24 protein-coding genes are annotated in these 20432 nt (G+C 38.7%); all 24 read left to right on the forward strand.

Translation table 11 applies throughout. The annotated features are described in order from the left end of the window. The first annotated feature begins 204 nt into the window (after positions 1 to 204). The 24 genes from rpoB (at position 205) to rplF (ending at position 20411) form a co-directional block, all read left to right on the forward strand. Positions 205 to 3762: a DNA-directed RNA polymerase subunit beta gene (gene rpoB, locus NST63_RS00635; RefSeq protein ID WP_058005957.1), complete on the forward strand. Its 3558-nt coding sequence runs from the start codon at positions 205 to 207 to the stop codon at positions 3760 to 3762. A gap of 151 nt (positions 3763 to 3913) precedes the next feature. After that, on the forward strand, positions 3914 to 7507 hold the full coding sequence (gene rpoC, locus NST63_RS00640; protein ID WP_212946425.1) for a DNA-directed RNA polymerase subunit beta': 3594 nt from the start codon (positions 3914 to 3916) through the stop codon (positions 7505 to 7507). Positions 7508 to 7640: 133 nt separating this feature from the next. Beyond that, the gene (locus NST63_RS00645) at positions 7641 to 7889 is read left to right on the forward strand and encodes a 50S ribosomal protein L7ae-like protein (protein WP_212946424.1); all 249 of its coding nucleotides are present in this window, start codon (positions 7641 to 7643) and stop codon (positions 7887 to 7889) included. 103 nt (positions 7890 to 7992) lie between these two features. After that, positions 7993 to 8412, forward strand: coding sequence for a 30S ribosomal protein S12 (gene rpsL / locus NST63_RS00650; RefSeq protein WP_058005960.1), 420 nt, complete (start codon positions 7993 to 7995; stop codon positions 8410 to 8412). 40 nt (positions 8413 to 8452) lie between these two features. Then, positions 8453 to 8923 (forward strand): 30S ribosomal protein S7, encoded by a 471-nt coding sequence (gene rpsG, locus NST63_RS00655; protein ID WP_058005961.1) that lies wholly within the window; start codon positions 8453 to 8455, stop codon positions 8921 to 8923. A gap of 59 nt (positions 8924 to 8982) precedes the next feature. Beyond that, complete coding sequence (gene fusA, locus NST63_RS00660; protein ID WP_212946423.1) at positions 8983 to 11061, forward strand: elongation factor G; 2079 nt, start codon at positions 8983 to 8985, stop codon at positions 11059 to 11061. Between the two features lie 125 nt (positions 11062 to 11186). Then, entirely contained in the window at positions 11187 to 12374 is a 1188-nt protein-coding gene (gene tuf / locus NST63_RS00665; RefSeq protein WP_212946422.1) for an elongation factor Tu, read from the forward strand. Positions 12375 to 12832: 458 nt separating this feature from the next. Then, the gene (rpsJ, locus tag NST63_RS00670) at positions 12833 to 13141 is read left to right on the forward strand and encodes a 30S ribosomal protein S10 (protein WP_025729837.1); all 309 of its coding nucleotides are present in this window, start codon (positions 12833 to 12835) and stop codon (positions 13139 to 13141) included. A gap of 36 nt (positions 13142 to 13177) precedes the next feature. Then, complete coding sequence (gene rplC, locus NST63_RS00675; protein ID WP_341041014.1) at positions 13178 to 13807, forward strand: 50S ribosomal protein L3; 630 nt, start codon at positions 13178 to 13180, stop codon at positions 13805 to 13807. Positions 13808 to 13836: 29 nt separating this feature from the next. Further along, positions 13837 to 14460 carry a 50S ribosomal protein L4 gene (gene rplD, locus NST63_RS00680; protein WP_058005965.1) on the forward strand — a complete coding sequence of 208 codons (624 nt, stop codon included), beginning with the start codon at positions 13837 to 13839 and terminating at the stop codon, positions 14458 to 14460. After that, entirely contained in the window at positions 14460 to 14744 is a 285-nt protein-coding gene (gene rplW / locus NST63_RS00685) for a 50S ribosomal protein L23 (RefSeq protein WP_071976257.1), read from the forward strand. The genes rplD and rplW overlap by 1 nt, the downstream gene beginning before the upstream one ends. 35 nt (positions 14745 to 14779) lie before the next feature. Then, positions 14780 to 15610: a 50S ribosomal protein L2 gene (rplB, locus tag NST63_RS00690; protein ID WP_058005967.1), complete on the forward strand. Its 831-nt coding sequence runs from the start codon at positions 14780 to 14782 to the stop codon at positions 15608 to 15610. A 61-nt stretch (positions 15611 to 15671) separates the two neighbouring features. Beyond that, positions 15672 to 15950, forward strand: coding sequence for a 30S ribosomal protein S19 (gene rpsS, locus NST63_RS00695; protein WP_058005968.1), 279 nt, complete (start codon positions 15672 to 15674; stop codon positions 15948 to 15950). 19 nt (positions 15951 to 15969) lie between these two features. Then, positions 15970 to 16311 (forward strand): 50S ribosomal protein L22, encoded by a 342-nt coding sequence (rplV, locus tag NST63_RS00700; RefSeq protein ID WP_058005969.1) that lies wholly within the window; start codon positions 15970 to 15972, stop codon positions 16309 to 16311. Positions 16312 to 16314: 3 nt separating this feature from the next. After that, positions 16315 to 16971: a 30S ribosomal protein S3 gene (gene rpsC, locus NST63_RS00705; protein WP_058005970.1), complete on the forward strand. Its 657-nt coding sequence runs from the start codon at positions 16315 to 16317 to the stop codon at positions 16969 to 16971. A gap of 2 nt (positions 16972 to 16973) precedes the next feature. Further along, positions 16974 to 17408 carry a 50S ribosomal protein L16 gene (gene rplP / locus NST63_RS00710; RefSeq protein ID WP_058005971.1) on the forward strand — a complete coding sequence of 145 codons (435 nt, stop codon included), beginning with the start codon at positions 16974 to 16976 and terminating at the stop codon, positions 17406 to 17408. After that, positions 17398 to 17601, forward strand: a complete 204-nt coding sequence (rpmC, locus tag NST63_RS00715) for a 50S ribosomal protein L29 (protein WP_003351417.1) — start codon at positions 17398 to 17400, stop codon at positions 17599 to 17601. Before rplP ends, rpmC begins: the two co-directional genes overlap by 11 nt. 20 nt (positions 17602 to 17621) lie before the next feature. Beyond that, positions 17622 to 17885, forward strand: coding sequence for a 30S ribosomal protein S17 (rpsQ, locus tag NST63_RS00720; RefSeq protein ID WP_058005972.1), 264 nt, complete (start codon positions 17622 to 17624; stop codon positions 17883 to 17885). Between the two features lie 41 nt (positions 17886 to 17926). Then, a complete protein-coding gene (gene rplN, locus NST63_RS00725; RefSeq protein WP_058005973.1) occupies positions 17927 to 18295 on the forward strand; it encodes a 50S ribosomal protein L14 in 369 nt (122 codons plus the stop codon). Between the two features lie 37 nt (positions 18296 to 18332). Then, positions 18333 to 18644 carry a 50S ribosomal protein L24 gene (gene rplX, locus NST63_RS00730; protein ID WP_341041015.1) on the forward strand — a complete coding sequence of 104 codons (312 nt, stop codon included), beginning with the start codon at positions 18333 to 18335 and terminating at the stop codon, positions 18642 to 18644. Positions 18645 to 18670: 26 nt separating this feature from the next. After that, complete coding sequence (gene rplE / locus NST63_RS00735) at positions 18671 to 19210, forward strand: 50S ribosomal protein L5 (RefSeq protein ID WP_058005975.1); 540 nt, start codon at positions 18671 to 18673, stop codon at positions 19208 to 19210. 22 nt (positions 19211 to 19232) lie between these two features. Beyond that, positions 19233 to 19418 (forward strand): type Z 30S ribosomal protein S14, encoded by a 186-nt coding sequence (locus NST63_RS00740; protein WP_055737812.1) that lies wholly within the window; start codon positions 19233 to 19235, stop codon positions 19416 to 19418. Between the two features lie 28 nt (positions 19419 to 19446). Then, a complete protein-coding gene (rpsH, locus tag NST63_RS00745) occupies positions 19447 to 19845 on the forward strand; it encodes a 30S ribosomal protein S8 (RefSeq protein WP_058005976.1) in 399 nt (132 codons plus the stop codon). Positions 19846 to 19874: 29 nt separating this feature from the next. After that, positions 19875 to 20411: a 50S ribosomal protein L6 gene (gene rplF / locus NST63_RS00750; protein ID WP_212946420.1), complete on the forward strand. Its 537-nt coding sequence runs from the start codon at positions 19875 to 19877 to the stop codon at positions 20409 to 20411. The last annotated feature ends 21 nt before the right edge of the window (positions 20412 to 20432 follow it).

Here is a 20432-nt window from a genome sequence, read left to right on the forward strand (position 1 = left end):
ATTTTCTATAATTATATTCAAAATCATAATGTCAAGTATATTTTTTGGTTATTATGGAAAATACTTATAAAATAATAGCTCGTCATGTGAAAAATGTGGTTTTTATAGAAAACCCTTTTTCTTTTTGTCTTATGTTCAGCTTGGTTGTCCTGACTTAAGATATAATAAACGCAACCAAAACGCTTGATTTGAGGGGTGAATCAGTTGACAGGTCAACTTGTTCAGTATGGACGACACCGCCAACGCAGAAGTTTTGCGCGTATTAGCGAAGTTCTAGAATTACCAAATCTTATTGAAATTCAAACCTCTTCGTATCAATGGTTTCTTGATGAGGGTTTGAGAGAAATGTTCCAGGACATTTCACCTATTGAAGATTTCGCTGGAAATCTATCTTTAGAATTTATTGATTACAGTCTTGGTGAGCCAAAGTACTCTGTTGAAGAGTGTAAAGAGCGTGATGTTACTTATTCCGCTTCCCTTCGAGTGAAGGTTCGTTTGGTGAACAAAGAGACTGGAGAAGTAAAAGATCAAGATGTATTTATGGGTGATTTCCCATTAATGACCGAAACAGGTACATTTATTATTAATGGGGCAGAGCGTGTTATTGTATCACAGCTTGTTCGATCACCGAGTGTGTATTTTAATGGAAAAATGGATAAAAACGGGAAGCAAGGTTTTGCTGCTACAGTTATTCCAAATCGCGGAGCATGGCTTGAATATGAAACGGATGCTAAAGATGTAGTATACGTTCGTATCGATCGCACAAGAAAATTACCAGTTACGGTTCTTTTACGTGCGCTAGGGTTCGGCTCTGATCAAGAAATCATCGATTTATTAGGGGATAACGAGTTTATTCGTAATACCCTTGAAAAGGATAATACGGAAAGTACGGAAAAGGCGCTTTTAGAAATTTATGAACGTCTACGTCCTGGTGAACCACCTACAGTGGAGAATGCAAAAAGTTTATTAATTTCACGTTTCTTTGACCCAAAACGTTATGATTTAGCAAATGTTGGGCGTTACAAAATTAATAAAAAATTGCATTTGAAAAATCGCCTTTTTGGACAGAGATTGGCAGAAACATTAGCTGATCCTGAAACTGGTGAAATTATTGCTGAGGCAGGTACTACACTTGACCGTCGTACTTTAGATAAAATTTTGCCTAGTTTAGAAAATGGAACAGGCTTTAAAGTATACCCACAAGTTGGTGGAGTTGTTGAAGATGATATCGTTCTTCAATCTATTAAGATTTACGCACCAATTGATGATGGGGAAAAAGTGATAAATGTACTAGGAAATGCTTATATTGACGAAAGTGTAAAAAACATTACACCTGCAGATATTATTTCGTCTATTAGCTATTTCTTTAATTTATTACATGGTGTAGGTGACACGGATGATATCGATCATTTAGGTAACCGTCGCTTACGCTCTGTTGGTGAATTATTACAGAATCAATTCCGTATTGGGTTATCTCGTATGGAAAGAGTTGTTCGTGAAAGAATGTCTATTCAAGATATTAACACGATCACTCCACAGCAATTAATTAATATTCGCCCTGTAATTGCAGCTATTAAAGAGTTCTTTGGTAGTTCACAGCTTTCACAATTCATGGATCAAACGAATCCACTTGCAGAATTAACTCATAAACGAAGATTGTCTGCACTTGGACCTGGTGGTTTAACACGTGAACGTGCTGGAATGGAAGTTCGTGACGTTCACTATTCTCACTATGGTCGTATGTGTCCAATTGAAACGCCTGAGGGACCGAATATCGGGTTAATTAACTCATTATCATCATATGCGAAAGTCAATCGTTTTGGATTTATCGAAACTCCATATCGTCGTGTTGACCCTGAAACAGGGAAATTAACCGATCATATTGATTATTTGACTGCAGATGAAGAGGATAATTATGTAGTTGCACAGGCGAATTCTCGTATTGCAGAGGATGGATCCTTCGCAGATGAAGAAGTAATTGCTCGTTTTAGAGGGGAAAATACAGCTGTTAAACGGGAAAGAATCGACTATATGGACGTTTCTCCTAAGCAAGTAGTTTCTGCTGCTACAGCATGTATTCCATTCTTAGAGAACGATGACTCAAACCGTGCCCTCATGGGAGCGAACATGCAACGTCAGGCTGTTCCACTTATGCAACCGGAATCTCCAATTGTAGGTACCGGTATGGAGCATGTATCTGCAAAGGACTCTGGTGCAGCTGTTATTTGTAAACACGATGGTATTGTTGAACATGTTGAAGCTAGAGAAATTTGGGTTCGTCGTGTGAAAGATGTTGATGGTCAACAAGTAAAAGGTGACCTAGATAAATATCGCTTACAGAAGTTTATTCGTTCAAACCAAGGTACTTGTTATAACCAACGCCCGATTGTTAGTGTGGGAGACCATGTGACAAAAGGTGAGGTTCTTGGTGATGGGCCGTCTATGGAAAAGGCTGAACTAGCATTAGGTCGTAATGTTCTTGTAGCATTTATGACTTGGGATGGCTATAACTATGAAGATGCGATCATCATGAGCGAAAGACTTGTAAAAGATGATGTCTATACTTCTATTCATATTGAAGAATATGAATCAGAAGCTCGTGATACAAAACTTGGACCAGAAGAAATGACAAGAGATATTCCGAATGTTGGGGAAGATGCTCTTCGTAACTTAGATGAACGTGGAATTATCCGAATTGGTGCTGAAGTAAAAGACGGTGATCTTCTTGTTGGTAAAGTTACTCCTAAGGGTGTAACGGAATTAACGGCTGAAGAACGTTTATTACATGCCATTTTTGGTGAAAAAGCACGTGAAGTTCGTGATACTTCATTACGTGTACCGCATGGTGGCGGTGGGATTGTTCTTGATGTTAAAGTCTTTAATCGTGAAGATGGTGACGAACTTCCACCAGGAGTAAACCAATTGGTACGTGTGTATATTGTTCAAAAGCGTAAAATTCATCAAGGTGATAAAATGGCTGGACGCCATGGTAATAAAGGGGTTATCTCTCGTATTCTTCCGGAAGAGGATATGCCGTTTTTACCTGATGGTACACCAGTAGATATCATGTTAAACCCATTAGGGGTTCCTTCACGTATGAACATCGGTCAAGTACTTGAATTGCATTTAGGTATGGCTGCTAGATATTTAGGTATTCATGTAGCTACACCAGTATTTGACGGTGCGACAGAGGAAGATGTATGGGATACGATTGAAGAAGCAGGAATGGCAAGTGACGCGAAAACGATTCTTTATGATGGTCGAACAGGTGAACCATTTGATAATCGTGTTTCTGTTGGTATCATGTATATGATTAAATTAGCACACATGGTAGATGACAAGTTACATGCTCGTTCTACTGGACCTTATTCACTTGTTACACAACAACCACTTGGTGGTAAAGCACAATTTGGTGGACAACGTTTTGGGGAAATGGAAGTTTGGGCGCTTGAAGCATATGGAGCTGCCTATACATTACAAGAGATCCTTACTGTTAAATCAGATGATGTTGTTGGTCGTGTGAAAACATATGAAGCCATTGTGAAGGGTGAAAATGTTCCAGAACCGGGAGTTCCTGAATCATTTAAAGTATTGATTAAGGAATTACAAAGTTTAGGAATGGACGTAAAAATTCTTTCTAGTGATGATCAAGAAATTGAAATGCGTGATTTAGAGGATGAAGATGATGTCAATCAAGCGGATACTCTAAATATTGCACCAGAATCTAAAGAAGAATCAGAAATCGTTGCGTCAAAGGAATAGTCCTTTAAAATAAATAAGTTAAAAAATCGAATATATTTGTTGCTCTAGCGCCAAGCCCCTTAGGTTTCGTCTCATGGAGGCAGGCCAATGACAGTTTGGCGCTAGTGCCTTTTTCGGGTATAACCTGTAGACTGAAAGGGAGGTAGGCCCCTTGATAGATGTTAATAATTTTGAGTATATGAAAATTGGTCTTGCTTCACCAGATAAAATCCGTTCTTGGTCATTTGGAGAAGTGAAAAAACCAGAAACCATTAACTATAGAACGTTAAAGCCGGAAAAAGACGGTCTATTTTGTGAGCGTATTTTCGGTCCTCAAAAGGATTGGGAATGTCACTGTGGTAAATACAAGCGTGTTAGATATAAAGGTGTAGTATGTGATCGTTGTGGAGTAGAGGTAACTCGTTCAAAGGTTCGTCGTGAACGTATGGGTCATATTGAACTTGCTGCTCCTGTATCACATATTTGGTATTTCAAAGGAATTCCAAGCCGTATGGGGCTTGTATTAGATATGTCTCCTCGTGCATTAGAAGAAGTAATTTACTTTGCATCCTATGTTGTAACGGAAACAGGAGATACACCTCTTGAGAAGAAACAATTGTTATCTGAAAAGGAATATCGTGCATATCGTGAAAAGTATGGTACTAAGTTCCAAGCATCAATGGGAGCGGAAGCAGTAAAAAAACTTCTGCAGGATATTGATGTAAATAAAGAAGTAGATTCTTTAAAAGAAGAACTTAAAACAGCACAAGGGCAACGTCGTACAAGAGCAATTAAACGACTAGAGGTTTTAGAAGCATTTCGTCATTCTGGAAATGAGCCTGATTGGATGATTCTTGATGTTCTACCTGTCATTCCTCCAGAATTAAGACCAATGGTTCAATTAGAAGGTGGCCGTTTTGCTACTTCTGATTTAAACGACTTATACCGTCGTGTTATTAACCGGAATAACCGATTAAAACGACTTTTAGATCTTGGTGCACCTAGCATCATCGTTCAAAATGAAAAACGTATGCTTCAAGAAGCAGTAGATGCTTTAATCGATAATGGACGTCGTGGTCGTCCTGTTACAGGACCTGGTAACCGTCCATTGAAATCTCTTTCACATATGTTGAAAGGGAAACAAGGACGTTTCCGTCAAAACCTTCTTGGTAAGCGTGTTGACTACTCAGGACGTTCTGTAATTGTTGTAGGACCGAATTTAAAAATGTATCAATGTGGTCTTCCAAAAGAAATGGCTATCGAATTATTTAAGCCATTTGTTATGAAAGAACTTGTTGAAAAAGGATTAGCACACAATATTAAGAGTGCGAAGAGAAAAATTGAACGTCTTCAACCAGAAGTTTGGGATGTTTTAGAAGAGGTTATTAGAGAGCATCCAGTTCTATTAAACCGTGCACCAACATTGCATAGATTAGGTATTCAAGCTTTTGAACCAACACTAGTTGAAGGACGTGCAATTCGTTTGCATCCACTTGTATGTACTGCCTATAACGCAGACTTCGATGGGGACCAAATGGCTGTCCACGTTCCTCTTTCAGCGGAAGCTCAAGCTGAAGCTCGTCTATTGATGTTGGCAGCTCAAAATATCTTGAACCCTAAAGATGGTAAGCCAGTAGTTACTCCATCGCAGGATATGGTATTGGGTAACTATTACTTAACTTTAGAACGTGAAGGTGCTGTTGGTGAAGGTAAAATTTTCAAAGATATTAATGAAGCCCTTCTTGCTTATCAAAACGGTTATGTTCATTTGCATACACGTATTGCTGTACATGCAAGTTCGGTTAACAACCAAACGTTTACAGAAGAGCAAAAGACAAAGCTTCTTATTACTACAGTTGGTAAATTAGTTTTCAATGAAATATTACCAGAATCATTCCCGTACATGAATGAACCAACAAAGACAAATTTAGAAGAAAAAACTCCTGAAAAGTATTTTGTTGATACGGATACAAACGTTAAGGAACATATTAGTAAACAACCTATTATTAAACCGTTTATTAAGAAATTCCTTGGAAATATAATTGCTGAGGTCTTTAAACGATTCCAAATCACTGAAACATCAAAAATGCTTGACCGCATGAAGGATTTAGGATTTAAATATTCAACTAAAGCTGGTATTACGGTTGGGGTAGCAGATATTGTTGTATTAGGTGAAAAAGAGCAGATTCTGCATGAAGCTCAAGGAAAAGTTGATAATGTTATGAAACAATTCCGCCGTGGTTTGATCACAGAAGAGGAGCGCTATGACCGTGTAATCTCTATCTGGAGTGCTGCGAAGGATACAATTCAAGGTAAGTTAATGGAATCATTGGATAAACGAAATCCGATCTTCATGATGAGTGATTCCGGTGCCCGTGGTAACGCATCAAACTTTACCCAACTAGCAGGTATGCGTGGGCTGATGGCCAACCCAGCTGGTCGGATTATTGAGTTACCAATTAAATCAAGTTTCCGTGAAGGTCTAACCGTATTGGAATACTTTATTTCAACGCACGGTGCTCGTAAAGGTCTTGCGGATACAGCGTTAAAAACAGCCGATTCTGGTTACTTAACACGTCGTCTTGTAGACGTTGCTCAGGATGTAATTGTTCGTGAAGATGATTGTGGTACTGACAGAGGACTACTTGTTGGTTCATTAAAAGAAGGTACAGAAATTATTGAAACGTTAGAAGAACGTCTAATTGGTCGATATGCGAGAAAAGCAATCAAACATCCTGAAACAGGTCAAGTTATTGTTCCAGAAAATGGTTTGATTACGGAAGACTTATCAAAAGATGTTGTAAATGCAGGAATCGAAGAAGTATGGATTCGTTCAGCCTTTACATGTAATACAAGACATGGTGTATGTAAAAAATGTTATGGCCGCAACTTAGCAACTGGTCAAGAGGTTGAAGTAGGCGAGGCAGTTGGTATTATCGCTGCTCAATCAATCGGGGAACCTGGAACACAGTTAACAATGCGTACATTCCATACCGGTGGGGTTGCCGGAGATGATATCACTCAAGGTTTACCTCGTATTCAAGAATTATTTGAAGCGAGAAATCCAAAGGGTCAATCTGTCATTTCAGAAATTGATGGTGTGGTAACAGCCATTAATGAAGGTAGAGACCGTCAGCAAGAAATTGTTGTTCAAGGTGAAGTTGAATCGCGCACATATCACGCACCATATACATCACGCTTGAAAGTTGCAATAGACAGTAAAGTAGAACGAGGACAAGAATTAACAGAAGGATCTATTGATCCGAAAGAGCTATTAAAAGTTCGTGATGTAAATTCTGTTCAAGAATACTTACTTAAAGAAGTACAAAAGGTTTATCGTATGCAAGGGGTAGAAATTGGAGATAAACATATCGAGGTAATGGTACGTCAAATGCTTCGTAAAGTTCGTGTAAACAATGCCGGAGATACGGATGTTTTACCTGGTTCTTTATTAGATATTCACCAATTCACTGATGCAAATGAGAAAGCCATTTTAGAAGGGAAGCTTCCTGCAACAGGTCGTCCAGTTTTATTAGGGATTACAAAGGCATCCCTTGAAACAGATTCCTTCTTATCTGCTGCTTCCTTCCAAGAAACAACACGCGTCCTAACAGATGCTGCTATTAAAGGAAAACGCGATGAGCTTCTAGGATTAAAGGAAAATGTTATTATTGGTAAACTAGTTCCTGCGGGAACAGGAATGCAACGTTATCGCAAAGCGGAACCACATATTCCTGTTGTTGAAGAAGAAGTAACAGTAGAATAAATATGAAGCCGGTATTTATTACCGGCTCATATATCATTTTTATTTTAATATCGTGTTGACATTAATAATTGAAAATGGTACTATATTCAAGGTGCTTCAATCATAAACCCTGTTACTTTGGAGGATATGAAAAATGTCTTATGAAAAAGTATTGCAGGCGAAACAAGTGATTGTGGGAACAAAACAAACAGTTAAAGCTCTAAAAACTGCGAACGTGGATGAACTAATTATTGCAAAGGATGCTGATCCTGTTGTAATTGAAAAGGTAGTTCAGGTTGCTAATGATATGAATATACCGATTAATCAAGTAGATTCTATGAAGAAGCTTGGTAAGGTATGTGGAATAGAAGTTGGGGCTGCTGCTGTTGCAGTTATTTATTAAAACTGTTTTTGCAGATAAATATCCTGCAAAAACTTTGTTTTTGCTTTAAAATGAACCACCTGGATGTGTGGGCTTAAACAAAATTGGAAGGGAGGATATTCAAATGCCTACTATTAATCAGTTAGTACGTAAACCTCGTAAATCAAAAATCACAAAGTCTAAGTCTCCAGCACTTAACAAAGGCTATAACAGCTTCAAAAAAGTGAATACAGACTTATCTTCACCACAAAAACGTGGTGTTTGTACTCGTGTTGGTACAATGACTCCAAAGAAACCGAACTCAGCGTTACGTAAATATGCTCGTGTTCGTTTAACAAACGGTATTGAGGTTACAGCATACATTCCTGGTATTGGTCACAATTTACAAGAACACAGCGTTGTATTAATTCGCGGTGGACGTGTAAAAGACTTACCAGGGGTACGTTATCATATTGTTCGTGGTGCTCTTGATACTGCGGGTGTTGATAGCCGTAGACAAGGACGTTCAAAATATGGTACTAAGCGTCCAAAAGAGAAAAAATAATTTAACACAAATATAACCCTTTCTGAAAGGAGGAAATACAATGCCACGTAAAGGCCCTGTTGCAAAAAGAGACGTATTACCGGATCCGATGTATAATTCAAAATTAGTTACTCGTTTAATTAACAAAATGATGGTAGACGGTAAGAGAGGTAAGTCTCAAACAATTCTTTACTCATCATTTGATATTATTCGTGAACGTACAGGAAAAGATCCAATGGAAGTGTTTGATCAAGCACTTAAAAACATCATGCCTGTTCTTGAAGTAAGAGCACGTCGTGTAGGTGGTGCTAACTATCAAGTTCCAGTAGAAGTTCGTCCTGAACGTCGTACTACTTTAGGTCTTCGTTGGTTAGTAAACTATGCTCGTCTTCGTGGAGAAAAAACGATGGAAGAGCGTTTAGCTAACGAAATCCTTGATGCAGCAAACAACACTGGTGCTGCGGTTAAGAAACGTGAAGATACTCATAAGATGGCGGAAGCAAACAAAGCGTTTGCTCACTATCGTTGGTAATCTAACCTTCATTTTCAACCAAAAAACTATATTCTCATATTAGGAAGGAGAAAAAACCAATGAAAAGAGAGTTCTCCTTAGAAAATACTCGTAATATTGGTATCATGGCACACATTGATGCTGGTAAAACGACTACAACTGAGCGTATTCTTTATTACACTGGTAAAATCCATAAGATTGGTGAAACTCATGAAGGTGCATCTCAAATGGACTGGATGGAGCAAGAACAAGAACGTGGGATTACTATTACATCTGCTGCAACAACAGCATCTTGGAAAGGTAATCGCGTAAACATTATCGATACACCAGGACACGTAGACTTCACAGTTGAAGTTGAACGTTCTCTTCGTGTACTTGATGGTGCAGTAACTGTTCTTGATGCACAATCTGGGGTTGAACCTCAAACAGAAACTGTTTGGCGTCAAGCAACAACATACGGAGTACCTCGTATTGTATTCGTTAATAAGATGGATAAAATCGGTGCTGACTTCTTATATTCTGTTGGAACAATTCATGACCGTTTGCAAGCAAACGCTCATCCTATTCAATTACCAATCGGTGCTGAAGATCAATTTGAAGGTATTATTGACCTTATTGAAATGAAAGCAACTATGTATGGTAATGATTTAGGAACTGAAATTGAAGTTGTTGAGATTCCTGAAGAATATAAAGAGCAAGCTGAAACTTATAGAGAAAAATTAATCGAAGCAGTAGCTGAACTAGATGAAGAGTTAATGGAAAAATACCTTGGTGGCGAAGAGCTTACAAATGAAGAGATCAAAGCTGCTATTCGTAAAGGTACAGTTAACGTAGAATTCTATCCTGTTCTTTGTGGTACTGCATTCAAAAACAAAGGTGTTCAATTAATGCTTGATGCTGTTATTGACTATCTTCCATCTCCATTAGATGTACCAGCTATTAAAGGTACTCGTCCTGATTCTGATGAAGAAGTGAATAAGCATGCAGATGATGAAGAGCCATTTGCAGCTTTAGCATTTAAAGTTATGACTGACCCTTACGTTGGTAAATTAACGTTCTTCCGTGTATATTCTGGTACATTAGCGTCAGGTTCTTATGTACAGAACTCTACAAAAGGAAAGCGTGAGCGTGTTGGACGTATCCTTCAAATGCACGCAAACCACCGTGAAGAAATTACAGAAGTACATGCTGGAGACATTGCAGCTGCTGTTGGTTTGAAAGATACAACTACTGGTGACACTTTATGTGATGAAAAAGATTTAGTTATCTTAGAATCTATGGAGTTCCCTGAACCAGTTATCCAATTGTCTGTAGAGCCTAAGTCAAAAGCTGACCAAGATAAAATGACTACAGCATTACAAAAACTTCAAGAGGAAGACCCTACATTCCGCGCACATACTGACCAAGAAACTGGACAAGTTATCATTGCTGGTATGGGTGAGCTTCACTTAGATATCCTTGTTGATCGTATGAAACGCGAATTCAAGGTAGAAGCTAATGTTGGTGCGCCTCAGGTTGCTTATCGTGAAACTTTCCGTAGTAGTGCACAAGTACAAGGTAAGTTCGCACGTCAATCTGGTGGTCGTGGACAATACGGGGATGTTTGGATTGAGTTCTCTCCAAATGAAGAAGGTAAAGGCTTTGAGTTCGAAAATGCAATCGTTGGTGGGGTTGTTCCTCGTGAATACATTCCAGCAGTTCAAGCGGGTCTTGAAGATGCATTAGAGCGTGGGGTTCTTGCTGGATTCCCACTAGTTGATATCAAAGCAAAACTATATGATGGTTCATACCATGATGTAGACTCAAGTGAGATGGCATTTAAAATTGCTGCATCACTTGCATTGAAAAACGCTGCTTCGAAATGTAACCCTGTAATCCTTGAACCTACAATGAAGGTTGAAGTAGTTATCCCTGAAGATTATTTAGGAGATATTATGGGACAAATTACTGCTCGTCGTGGACGTGTAGAAGGTATGGAAGCTCGTGGTAATGCACAAGTTGTTCGTGCGATGGTTCCACTTTCTGAAATGTTTGGTTATGCAACTGCACTTCGTTCTAGTACACAAGGTCGTGGAGTATTCTCAATGCACTTTGATCACTATGAAGAAGTACCAAAAGCAATTTCTGAAGAAATTATCAAAAAAAATAAAGGTGAATAATTGATTTCTGAGCCTTTATAAAGTATAACTACTATATATGATATATGATTGCTTTAAAGTTGAGCGCTCATCTTTAAAGCATCATATAAATACTTATAATTATAAATATTAAGGAGGATTTCCTAATGGCTAAAGCGAAATTTGATCGTTCTAAAACACATGCTAATATTGGTACAATTGGTCACGTTGACCATGGTAAAACTACTTTAACTGCAGCAATCACTACAGTTCTTGCAAAAACTGGTGGTGCAGAAGCTCGCGCTTATGACCAAATCGATGGTGCTCCAGAAGAACGTGAACGTGGTATCACAATCAATACTGCGCACGTAGAATATGAAACTGCAACTCGTCACTATGCACACGTTGACTGCCCAGGACACGCTGACTATGTTAAAAACATGATCACTGGTGCTGCTCAAATGGACGGTGGTATCCTAGTAGTATCTGCTGCTGATGGTCCAATGCCACAAACTCGTGAGCACATCCTACTTTCTCGTAACGTAGGTGTACCATACCTAGTAGTATTCTTAAACAAATGTGATATGGTAGATGACGAAGAATTATTAGAATTAGTAGAAATGGAAGTTCGTGACCTTCTATCTGAATATGGTTTCCCTGGAGACGATGTTCCAGTAATCAAAGGTTCTGCTCTTAAAGCACTTGAAGGAGACCCAGCTTGGGAAGAAAAAATCACTGAGTTAATGGCTGCAGTTGATGAATTCATTCCAACTCCAGAACGTGACAATGAAAAACCATTCATGATGCCTGTTGAGGATGTATTCTCAATCACAGGTCGTGGAACAGTTGCTACTGGCCGTGTTGAACGTGGTCAAGTAAAAGTTGGTGACGTTGTAGATATCATCGGTTTAGCTGAAGAAGCAAAATCTACAACTGTAACTGGTGTTGAAATGTTCCGTAAACTTCTTGACTATGCAGAAGCTGGAGATAACATTGGTGCACTTCTTCGTGGGGTTGCTCGTGAAGAAATCCAACGTGGTCAAGTTCTTGCAAAGCCAGGAACAATCACTCCACATACTGAATTTAAAGCAGAAGTTTATGTATTATCTAAAGAAGAAGGTGGACGTCACACTCCATTCTTCTCAAACTATCGTCCACAATTCTATTTCCGTACTACAGATGTAACTGGTATCGTTCATCTTAACGAAGGTACTGAAATGGTAATGCCTGGCGATAACACTGAAATGAATGTTGAACTTATTTCACCAATCGCGATCGAAGAAGGAACTCGTTTCTCAATTCGTGAAGGTGGACGTACTGTAGGTTCAGGCGTTGTAACTTCAATCTCTAAATAATATATTTAGACTAAATAAAAAGCAGACGGTGACGATCGTCTGCTTTTTTGTTTGAAATTGATACATATAACGACAGTTATATTGCGTTGTTCTGTTCAGTTATCTACACAAATCTTTGTAACTATAATCTTAAAGTCTATGCTTTTATACTCTAATGAAAATATGAGGAATTTGAGAAATTGATTAAGGTTAAAGAATTATTAAATTGCAACAATTTAAGTATTACTTGAACAACTTATCATATGCATGTATAATTGAAAAAGTGTTAAAAACCTAAATAAATCACTATTATAGTATTGCATTACCTAAATGTTTTATGTATAATAGAGAATGTTGGTCTTTGACTGCGATGATGTGGGAGGTTGCTGACACACCCGGCCGCTTTGCCATGGCGCGTGTGTGGGAAATTTCCACGGAGAATGTCTATTATAAAAATAGGCGATAAAGGAGGGAAAATAATGGCAAAACAAAAAATTCGTATTCGTTTAAAAGCTTATGATCATAGAATCCTTGATCAATCTGCAGAAAAAATCGTTGAAACAGCGAAAAGATCTGGTGCTAGCGTGTCTGGTCCGATTCCGCTTCCAACTGAAAAGTCTGTATACACAATTTTACGTGCGGTGCACAAATACAAAGATTCTCGTGAACAATTCGAAATGCGCACTCATAAGCGTCTAATCGACATCGTTAACCCTACTCCTCAAACAGTAGATTCATTGATGCGTTTAGATTTGCCATCCGGTGTGGATATTGAAATTAAACTATAGTAAATAAAATGTTAATTATATTAGGAGGTGTGACTCATGACCAAAGGAATCTTAGGAAGAAAAATAGGTATGACGCAAATATTTGCTGAGAATGGTGATTTAATTCCAGTAACTGTTGTTGAAGCTGCTCCAAACGTTGTTCTTCAAAAGAAAACTATCGAAACTGATGGTTACGAAGCAATTCAATTAGGTTTCGAAGACAAACGTGAAAAGTTAGCTAACAAACCTGAAAAAGGTCATGTATCAAAAGCAAATACTGCTCCTAAGCGCTTCATTCGCGAATTCGACGCAGTAAACTCTAGTGAGTATGAAATTGGTCAAGAAGTCAAAGTTGATATTTTTGCAGAAGGTGACATCGTAGATGTGACTGGAATTTCTAAAGGTAAAGGATTCCAAGGTGTAATTAAACGTCATGGACAATCTCGTGGACCTATGGCTCACGGATCTCGTTACCATCGTCGCCCTGGATCAATGGGTCCTGTTGCTCCAAACCGTGTATTTAAACAAAAAGCATTACCTGGTCGCATGGGTGGAGAACAAATTACGATTCAAAACTTAGAAATTGTCAAAATTGACGCAGAACGCAATCTTATCCTAGTTAAGGGTAATGTTCCTGGTCCTAAAAAAGCATTGCTTAAAATCAAATCAGCGATTAAAGCAAAGTAGATTAATTACAAGGAAAGGAGGAAACAGGAATGCCGAAAGTAGCTCTATATAACCAAAGCGGATCAAAAGTTGGAGATATCGAACTAAATGATTCAGTTTTTGGTATTGAACCAAATGAAAGTGTATTGTTCGACGCTATCGTGATGCAAAGAGCATCATTACGTCAAGGAACAAGCAAAGTAAAAAATCGCTCTGAAGTTAGCGGCGGTGGTCGTAAACCATGGCGTCAAAAAGGTACTGGTCGTGCCCGTCAAGGATCTATCCGTTCACCACAATGGCGTGGCGGTGGTACTGTATTCGGTCCAGTTCCACGTAGCTATAGCTACAAATTACCTAAAAAGGTACGTCGTTTAGCAATTAAATCTGCATTATCTACTAAAGTTTTAGAAGAAAAAATTCTTGTATTAGAATCTCTTTCTTTTGCAGCGCCTAAAACAAAAGAATTTGCAGCAGTATTAAGTAGTCTATCTGTTGGTAAAAAAGCTCTAGTAGTTACAGATGGTTCTGATGTAAATGTTGCCCTTTCAGCTCGTAATATCCCTGGTATTACTGTTGTTGAAGCAAATGGCATTAACGTTTTAGATGTGGTTTCTCATGATCAATTGATCATTACTAAAGCCGCTGTTGAAAAAGTAGAGGAGGTGCTTGGATAATGGATGTACGTGATATCATTAAGCGCCCTGTCATCACTGAACGTTCAACTGATGTAATGGCTGATAAAAAGTATACTTTTGAAGTTGACGTAAGAGCTAATAAAACACAAGTGAAAGATGCTGTTGAGGCAATCTTTGGTGTGAAAGTAGCGAAAGTAAACGTTATGAACTACAAAGGTAAGTTTAAACGCATGGGTCGTCATGCTGGTTACACTAACAAGCGCCGTAAAGCAATTGTTACTTTAACTGCTGATAGTAAAGAAATCGAATTTTTCGAGGTTTAATATTAAATAATGTAATTTGAAGAGGAGGGAAAAAAATGGCGATCAAAAAATACAAACCTACCTCTAACGGACGTCGTGGTATGACTGTATCTGATTTTGCGGAAATCACAACTGATAAGCCGGAAAAATCATTGCTTGCACCACTTAAAAGCAAAGGCGGCCGTAATAACCAAGGTAAGTTAACAGTTCGTCATCAAGGTGGCGGCCATAAGCGTCAATACCGTATTATCGACTTCAAACGTGATAAAGATGGTATACCAGGACGCGTTGCCACAATTGAGTATGATCCAAACCGTTCATCTAATATTGCTTTAATTAACTATGTGGATGGAGAAAAACGCTACATCTTAGCTCCTAAAAACCTTAAGGTTGGTATGGAAGTAGTATCTGGTCCTGAAAGTGATATCAAGGTTGGTAATGCATTACCACTTTCAAATATCCCTGTAGGTACAGTTATCCACAATATCGAATTAAAACCTGGTAAAGGTGGACAATTAGTTCGTTCTGCAGGTACATCTGCACAAGTTCTTGGTAAAGAAGGTAAATATGTACTTGTACGTTTAAACTCTGGTGAAGTTCGTATGATTCTTGCTACTTGCCGTGCTACTGTAGGTCAAGTTGGTAATGAACAACACGAATTAATCAACATTGGTAAAGCAGGTCGTTCTCGCTGGTTAGGTAAGCGCCCAACTGTTCGTGGATCTGTAATGAACCCTAATGACCATCCACATGGTGGTGGTGAAGGACGTGCTCCAATCGGACGTAAATCACCAATGACTCCTTGGGGTAAACCAACACTTGGTTATAAAACTCGTAAGAAGAAGAATAAATCTGATAAGTTTATTGTGCGTCGTCGCAAAAAATAACTCGGGTTGAACTACGGTTCGGCTTTAGGGCCGTAGCGCAATCACGAAAGGAGGTTCGACCATGGGTCGCAGCTTAAAAAAAGGACCTTTTGTTGATGAACATTTAATGAAAAAGGTTGAAGTTCTAAACGAGTCTGAAAAAAAACAAGTAGTTAAAACTTGGTCTCGTCGTTCTACAATCTTCCCAGCATTCATCGGACACACGATTGCTGTTTATGATGGACGTAAACACGTACCTGTATATGTGACTGAAGATATGGTAGGTCATAAGCTTGGTGAATTTGCACCAACTCGTACTTATAAAGGTCACGCAAGTGATGATAAGAAAACAAGACGCTAATTGAGAGGAGGGCATCCTGATGCAAGCTAAAGCTGTTGCAAGAACAGTTCGTATTGCTCCTCGTAAAGTACGATTAGTTGTCGATCTAATACGAGGCAAGCAAGTAGGAGAAGCTGTTGCTATCTTAAACTTAACACCAAAAGCAGCTTCACCAGTTGTAGAAAAAGTTTTAAAATCTGCTATTGCGAATGCAGAGCATAACTATGATATGGATATCAATAACCTAGTTGTAACTGAGGCTTATGTGAACGAAGGACCAACACTTAAACGTTTCCGTCCACGTGCACAAGGACGTGCAAGCCAAATCCTTAAACGTACTAGCCACATTACTGTTGTGGTATCAGAAAAGAAGGAGGGATAATTCGTGGGTCAAAAAGTAAATCCTATAGGTTTACGTATCGGAGTTATTCGTGACTGGGAATCTAAATGGTACGCTGAAAAAGACTATGCAGATCTTTTACATGAAGACTTAAAGGTACGTAAATATATCGAAAAACGCTTAAGCGATGCTTCTGTATCTGGTGTTGAAATCGAACGTGCTGCGAATCGTATCAACATTACTATCCGTACTGCAAAACCAGGAATGGTTATCGGTAAAGGTGGTACTGAAGTAGAAGCTTTAAGAAAAGCACTAAATTCATTAACTGGCAAACGTGTACACATCAATATCGTTGAAATCAAAAAAGCAGATATCGATGCGAAATTAGTAGCTGAAAATATTGCTCGTCAATTAGAAAACCGTGTATCTTTCCGTCGTGCTCAAAAGCAAGCAATCCAACGTGCGATGCGTGCTGGTGCAAAAGGAATCAAAACACAAGTTTCTGGACGTCTTGGTGGAGCAGATATTGCGCGTGCTGAACATTATAGCGAAGGAACAGTTCCACTTCATACACTTCGTGCTGATATTGATTATGCACATGCAGAAGCAGACACAACTTACGGTAAACTTGGAGTAAAAGTTTGGATCTACCGTGGAGAGGTTCTTCCTGCGAAGAAAAAATCTGAGGAAGGAGGAAAATAATCATGTTATTACCTAAACGCGTAAAATATCGCCGCGAACATCGTGGGAAAATGCGTGGACGTGCTAAAGGTGGCACTGAAGTAGCATTTGGTGAATATGGATTACAAGCAGTTGAAGCTTCTTGGATTACAAACAGACAAATTGAAGCTGCTCGTATTGCAATGACACGTTATATGAAACGTGGCGGTAAAGTGTGGATTAAAATCTTCCCTCACAAGCCATATACTGCAAAACCTTTAGAAGTACGTATGGGTTCCGGTAAAGGGGCACCTGAAGGCTGGGTAGCAGTTGTAAAGCCAGGTAAAATTATGTTTGAAATTGCTGGAGTATCTGAAGAGGTAGCTCGTGAAGCACTTCGTCTTGCATCACATAAACTTCCAATCAAATGTAAGTTTGTAAAACGAGAAGAAATTGGTGGTGAAACAAATGAAGGCTAATGAAATTCGTGATTTAACCACTGCCGAAATTGAACAAAAAGTAAAATCTCTTAAAGAAGAACTATTTAATCTACGTTTCCAGTTAGCTACTGGACAACTTGAAAATACAGCTCGCATCCGTGAAGTACGTAAAGCGATTGCTCGTATGAAAACAGTAATCCGTGAGAGAGAGATCGGCGTAAACAATCGATAAAGAGAGGAGGTTTTCTGAAAATGAGTGAACGGAACCAACGTAAAGTTTATACAGGACGTGTTGTATCTGACAAAATGGATAAAACTATCACTGTTCTTGTAGAAACATATAAAAAGCACTCACTTTACGGCAAACGCGTGAAATACTCTAAGAAGTTTAAAGCACACGATGAGCAAAATGAAGCAAAAATCGGCGATATCGTTCGCATTATGGAAACACGCCCACTATCAGCGACAAAACGTTTCCGTCTTGTTGAAGTCGTTGAGAAGGCTGTTATTATCTAATAAATGTTTCGGATACTATTTCCGAAGGGAGGTAAACCATAATGATTCAACAAGAATCTCGTTTAAAAGTTGCTGACAACTCTGGTGCAAGAGAAGTTTTAACAATCAAAGTTTTAGGTGGATCTGGACGTAAGACTGCTAATATCGGTGATATTATCGTATGTACAGTGAAACAAGCAACACCAGGAGGCGTTGTTAAAAAAGGTGAAGTTGTTAAGGCTGTAGTTGTTCGTACTAAGAGTGGTGTCCGCCGTCCGGATGGATCTTATATTCGTTTTGATGAAAATGCATGTGTAATTATCCGTGATGATAAGAGCCCTCGTGGAACTCGTATCTTCGGACCAGTTGCTCGTGAACTTCGTAACAACAACTTTATGAAAATCGTATCCTTAGCTCCGGAAGTTCTTTAATTATAAATGATTCGTAAACCAAGGAGGTGCGATTAAGATGCATGTTAAAAAAGGCGATAAAGTGATGGTTATCACTGGTAAAGATAAAGGGAAAACAGGTGTGATCCTAGCAGCTTTTCCTAAAAAGGACCGTGTAATCGTTGAAGGTGTAAACATCGTGAAAAAGCACTCTAAGCCTTCACAAGCTAATCCACAAGGTGGAATTATTAACTTTGAAGCAGCTATTCACGTTTCTAATGTAATGTTATTAGACCCTAAAACAAACGAACCAACACGTGTTGGATATCAAGAAGTTAACGGTAAGAAAGTACGTGTAGCTAAAAAATCTGGTGAAGTATTAGATAAATAGTCTTTAAATGAAGGGAGGTACACGACATGAACCGCCTAAAGGAAAAATTTGAAAAAGAATTGACACCTGCTTTGATGAGCAAGTTCAATTATAAATCAGTAATGCAAGTACCAAAAATTGAAAAAATCGTTATCAACATGGGTGTTGGTGATGCTGTTCAAAACGCAAAAGTATTAGATAATGCTGTTGAAGAACTATCAATCATCACTGGTCAAAAACCAGTTGTAACAAAAGCGAAAAATTCTATTGCAGGCTTCCGTCTTCGTGAAGGTATGCCTATCGGTGCGAAAGTTACACTTCGTGGCGAACGCATGTATCAATTTTTAGATAAACTAATTTCAGTTTCTCTACCACGTGTACGTGACTTCCGCGGAATCTCAAAGAAATCATTTGATGGTCGTGGAAACTATACACTTGGAGTAAAAGAACAGCTTATCTTCCCTGAGATTGATTACGATAAAGTAAGTAAAGTACGTGGTATGGATATCGTTATCGTAACAACTGCTAATACAGACGAAGAAGCTCGTGAACTATTAACACAATTCGGAATGCCATTCCAAAAGTAATCGCTAAAAGGGAGGCGAAAACGTGGCTAAAAAATCTATGATCGTGAAACAAAAGCGCACACCAAAGTTTGAAGTGCAAGCTTACACACGTTGCGAACGTTGTGGCCGTCCACACTCTGTAATTCGCAAATTCAAACTTTGCCGTATTTGTTTCCGTGAACTTGCATACAAGGGTCAAATTCCAGGCGTCAAAAAAGCTAGTTGGTAAACCCTAAATTGGGAAGGAGGTTAATATTATGGTAATGACAGATCCAATTGCAGATTTGCTTACTCGTATTCGTAATGCGAACATGGTACGTCACGAAAAATTAGAAGTTCCTGCTTCTAAAATCAAAAAAGAAGTTGCTGAAATTCTAAAGCGCGAAGGTTTTGTTCGTGATGTTGAATTTATCGAAGATAACAAACAAGGAATCATTCGGATCTTCTTGAAATATGGTGCAAACAATGAGCGTGTAATCACTGGTATTAAGCGTATTAGTAAACCTGGTTTACGCGTATATGCAAAAGCGAATGAGGTTCCTAAAGTACTTAACGGTCTTGGAATCGCAATCGTTTCTACTTCTCAAGGCGTTTTAACTGATAAAGACGCTCGTAACAAACAAGTTGGCGGAGAAGTATTAGCATACGTTTGGTAATATAAAGGTATGAATGGAGGTGCAAAAGAATGTCACGTGTAGGTAAAAAACCTATTGAAATTCCTTCTGGTGTAACTGTTACATTAGACGGAAATCATGTTACTGTTAAGGGTCCTAAAGGCGAGCTTACTCGCAGCTTTAACCCTGACATTGCAATCAATATCGAAGAGAACGTAATTAGCATTACTCGTCCAACTGATAATAAAGAGCATCGTGCATTACACGGTACAACTCGTGCGTTATTAGCGAATATGGTTGAGGGTGTTTCAAAAGGATTCGAAAAATCTTTAGAATTAATTGGGGTTGGATATCGTGCCCAAAAACAAGGTTCAAAACTTGTTCTTAACGTAGGTTATTCTCACCCAGTTGAATTCGAAGCAGAAGAAGGTCTTGAAATCGAAGTTCCTTCAAATACAAAAGTTATAGTAAAAGGTACTAGCAAAGAGCGCGTAGGTGCACTAGCTGCTAATATCCGTGGTGTTCGTCCGCCTGAACCTTATAAAGGAAAAGGAATTCGTTATGAAGGCGAATATGTACGTAGAAAAGAAGGTAAAACTGGTAAGTAATGCAGCGTAAGCAATAAGAAA

Source organism: Heyndrickxia sp. FSL W8-0496 (assembly GCF_038007825.1).
Taxonomy (GTDB): Bacteria; Bacillota; Bacilli; order Bacillales; family Bacillaceae_C; genus Heyndrickxia; species Heyndrickxia oleronia.

Bases quoted from the DNA above. Each gene is read 5' to 3' on its own strand.
- NST63_RS00645 (WP_212946424.1), top strand. From the start codon at position 7,641: ATGTCTTATGAAAAAGTATTGCAGGCGAAACAAGTGATTGTGGGAACA.
- rpsL (WP_058005960.1), top strand. From the start codon at position 7,993: ATGCCTACTATTAATCAGTTAGTACGTAAACCTCGTAAATCAAAAATC.
- rpsG (WP_058005961.1), top strand. From the start codon at position 8,453: ATGCCACGTAAAGGCCCTGTTGCAAAAAGAGACGTATTACCGGATCCG.
- fusA (WP_212946423.1), top strand. From the start codon at position 8,983: ATGAAAAGAGAGTTCTCCTTAGAAAATACTCGTAATATTGGTATCATG.
- tuf (WP_212946422.1), top strand. From the start codon at position 11,187: ATGGCTAAAGCGAAATTTGATCGTTCTAAAACACATGCTAATATTGGT.
- rpsJ (WP_025729837.1), top strand. From the start codon at position 12,833: ATGGCAAAACAAAAAATTCGTATTCGTTTAAAAGCTTATGATCATAGA.
- rplC (WP_341041014.1), top strand. From the start codon at position 13,178: ATGACCAAAGGAATCTTAGGAAGAAAAATAGGTATGACGCAAATATTT.
- rplD (WP_058005965.1), top strand. From the start codon at position 13,837: ATGCCGAAAGTAGCTCTATATAACCAAAGCGGATCAAAAGTTGGAGAT.
- rplW (WP_071976257.1), top strand. From the start codon at position 14,460: ATGGATGTACGTGATATCATTAAGCGCCCTGTCATCACTGAACGTTCA.
- rplB (WP_058005967.1), top strand. From the start codon at position 14,780: ATGGCGATCAAAAAATACAAACCTACCTCTAACGGACGTCGTGGTATG.
- rpsS (WP_058005968.1), top strand. From the start codon at position 15,672: ATGGGTCGCAGCTTAAAAAAAGGACCTTTTGTTGATGAACATTTAATG.
- rplV (WP_058005969.1), top strand. From the start codon at position 15,970: ATGCAAGCTAAAGCTGTTGCAAGAACAGTTCGTATTGCTCCTCGTAAA.
- rplP (WP_058005971.1), top strand. From the start codon at position 16,974: ATGTTATTACCTAAACGCGTAAAATATCGCCGCGAACATCGTGGGAAA.
- rpmC (WP_003351417.1), top strand. From the start codon at position 17,398: ATGAAGGCTAATGAAATTCGTGATTTAACCACTGCCGAAATTGAACAA.
- rpsQ (WP_058005972.1), top strand. From the start codon at position 17,622: ATGAGTGAACGGAACCAACGTAAAGTTTATACAGGACGTGTTGTATCT.
- rplN (WP_058005973.1), top strand. From the start codon at position 17,927: ATGATTCAACAAGAATCTCGTTTAAAAGTTGCTGACAACTCTGGTGCA.
- rplX (WP_341041015.1), top strand. From the start codon at position 18,333: ATGCATGTTAAAAAAGGCGATAAAGTGATGGTTATCACTGGTAAAGAT.
- rplE (WP_058005975.1), top strand. From the start codon at position 18,671: ATGAACCGCCTAAAGGAAAAATTTGAAAAAGAATTGACACCTGCTTTG.
- rpsH (WP_058005976.1), top strand. From the start codon at position 19,447: ATGGTAATGACAGATCCAATTGCAGATTTGCTTACTCGTATTCGTAAT.
- rplF (WP_212946420.1), top strand. From the start codon at position 19,875: ATGTCACGTGTAGGTAAAAAACCTATTGAAATTCCTTCTGGTGTAACT.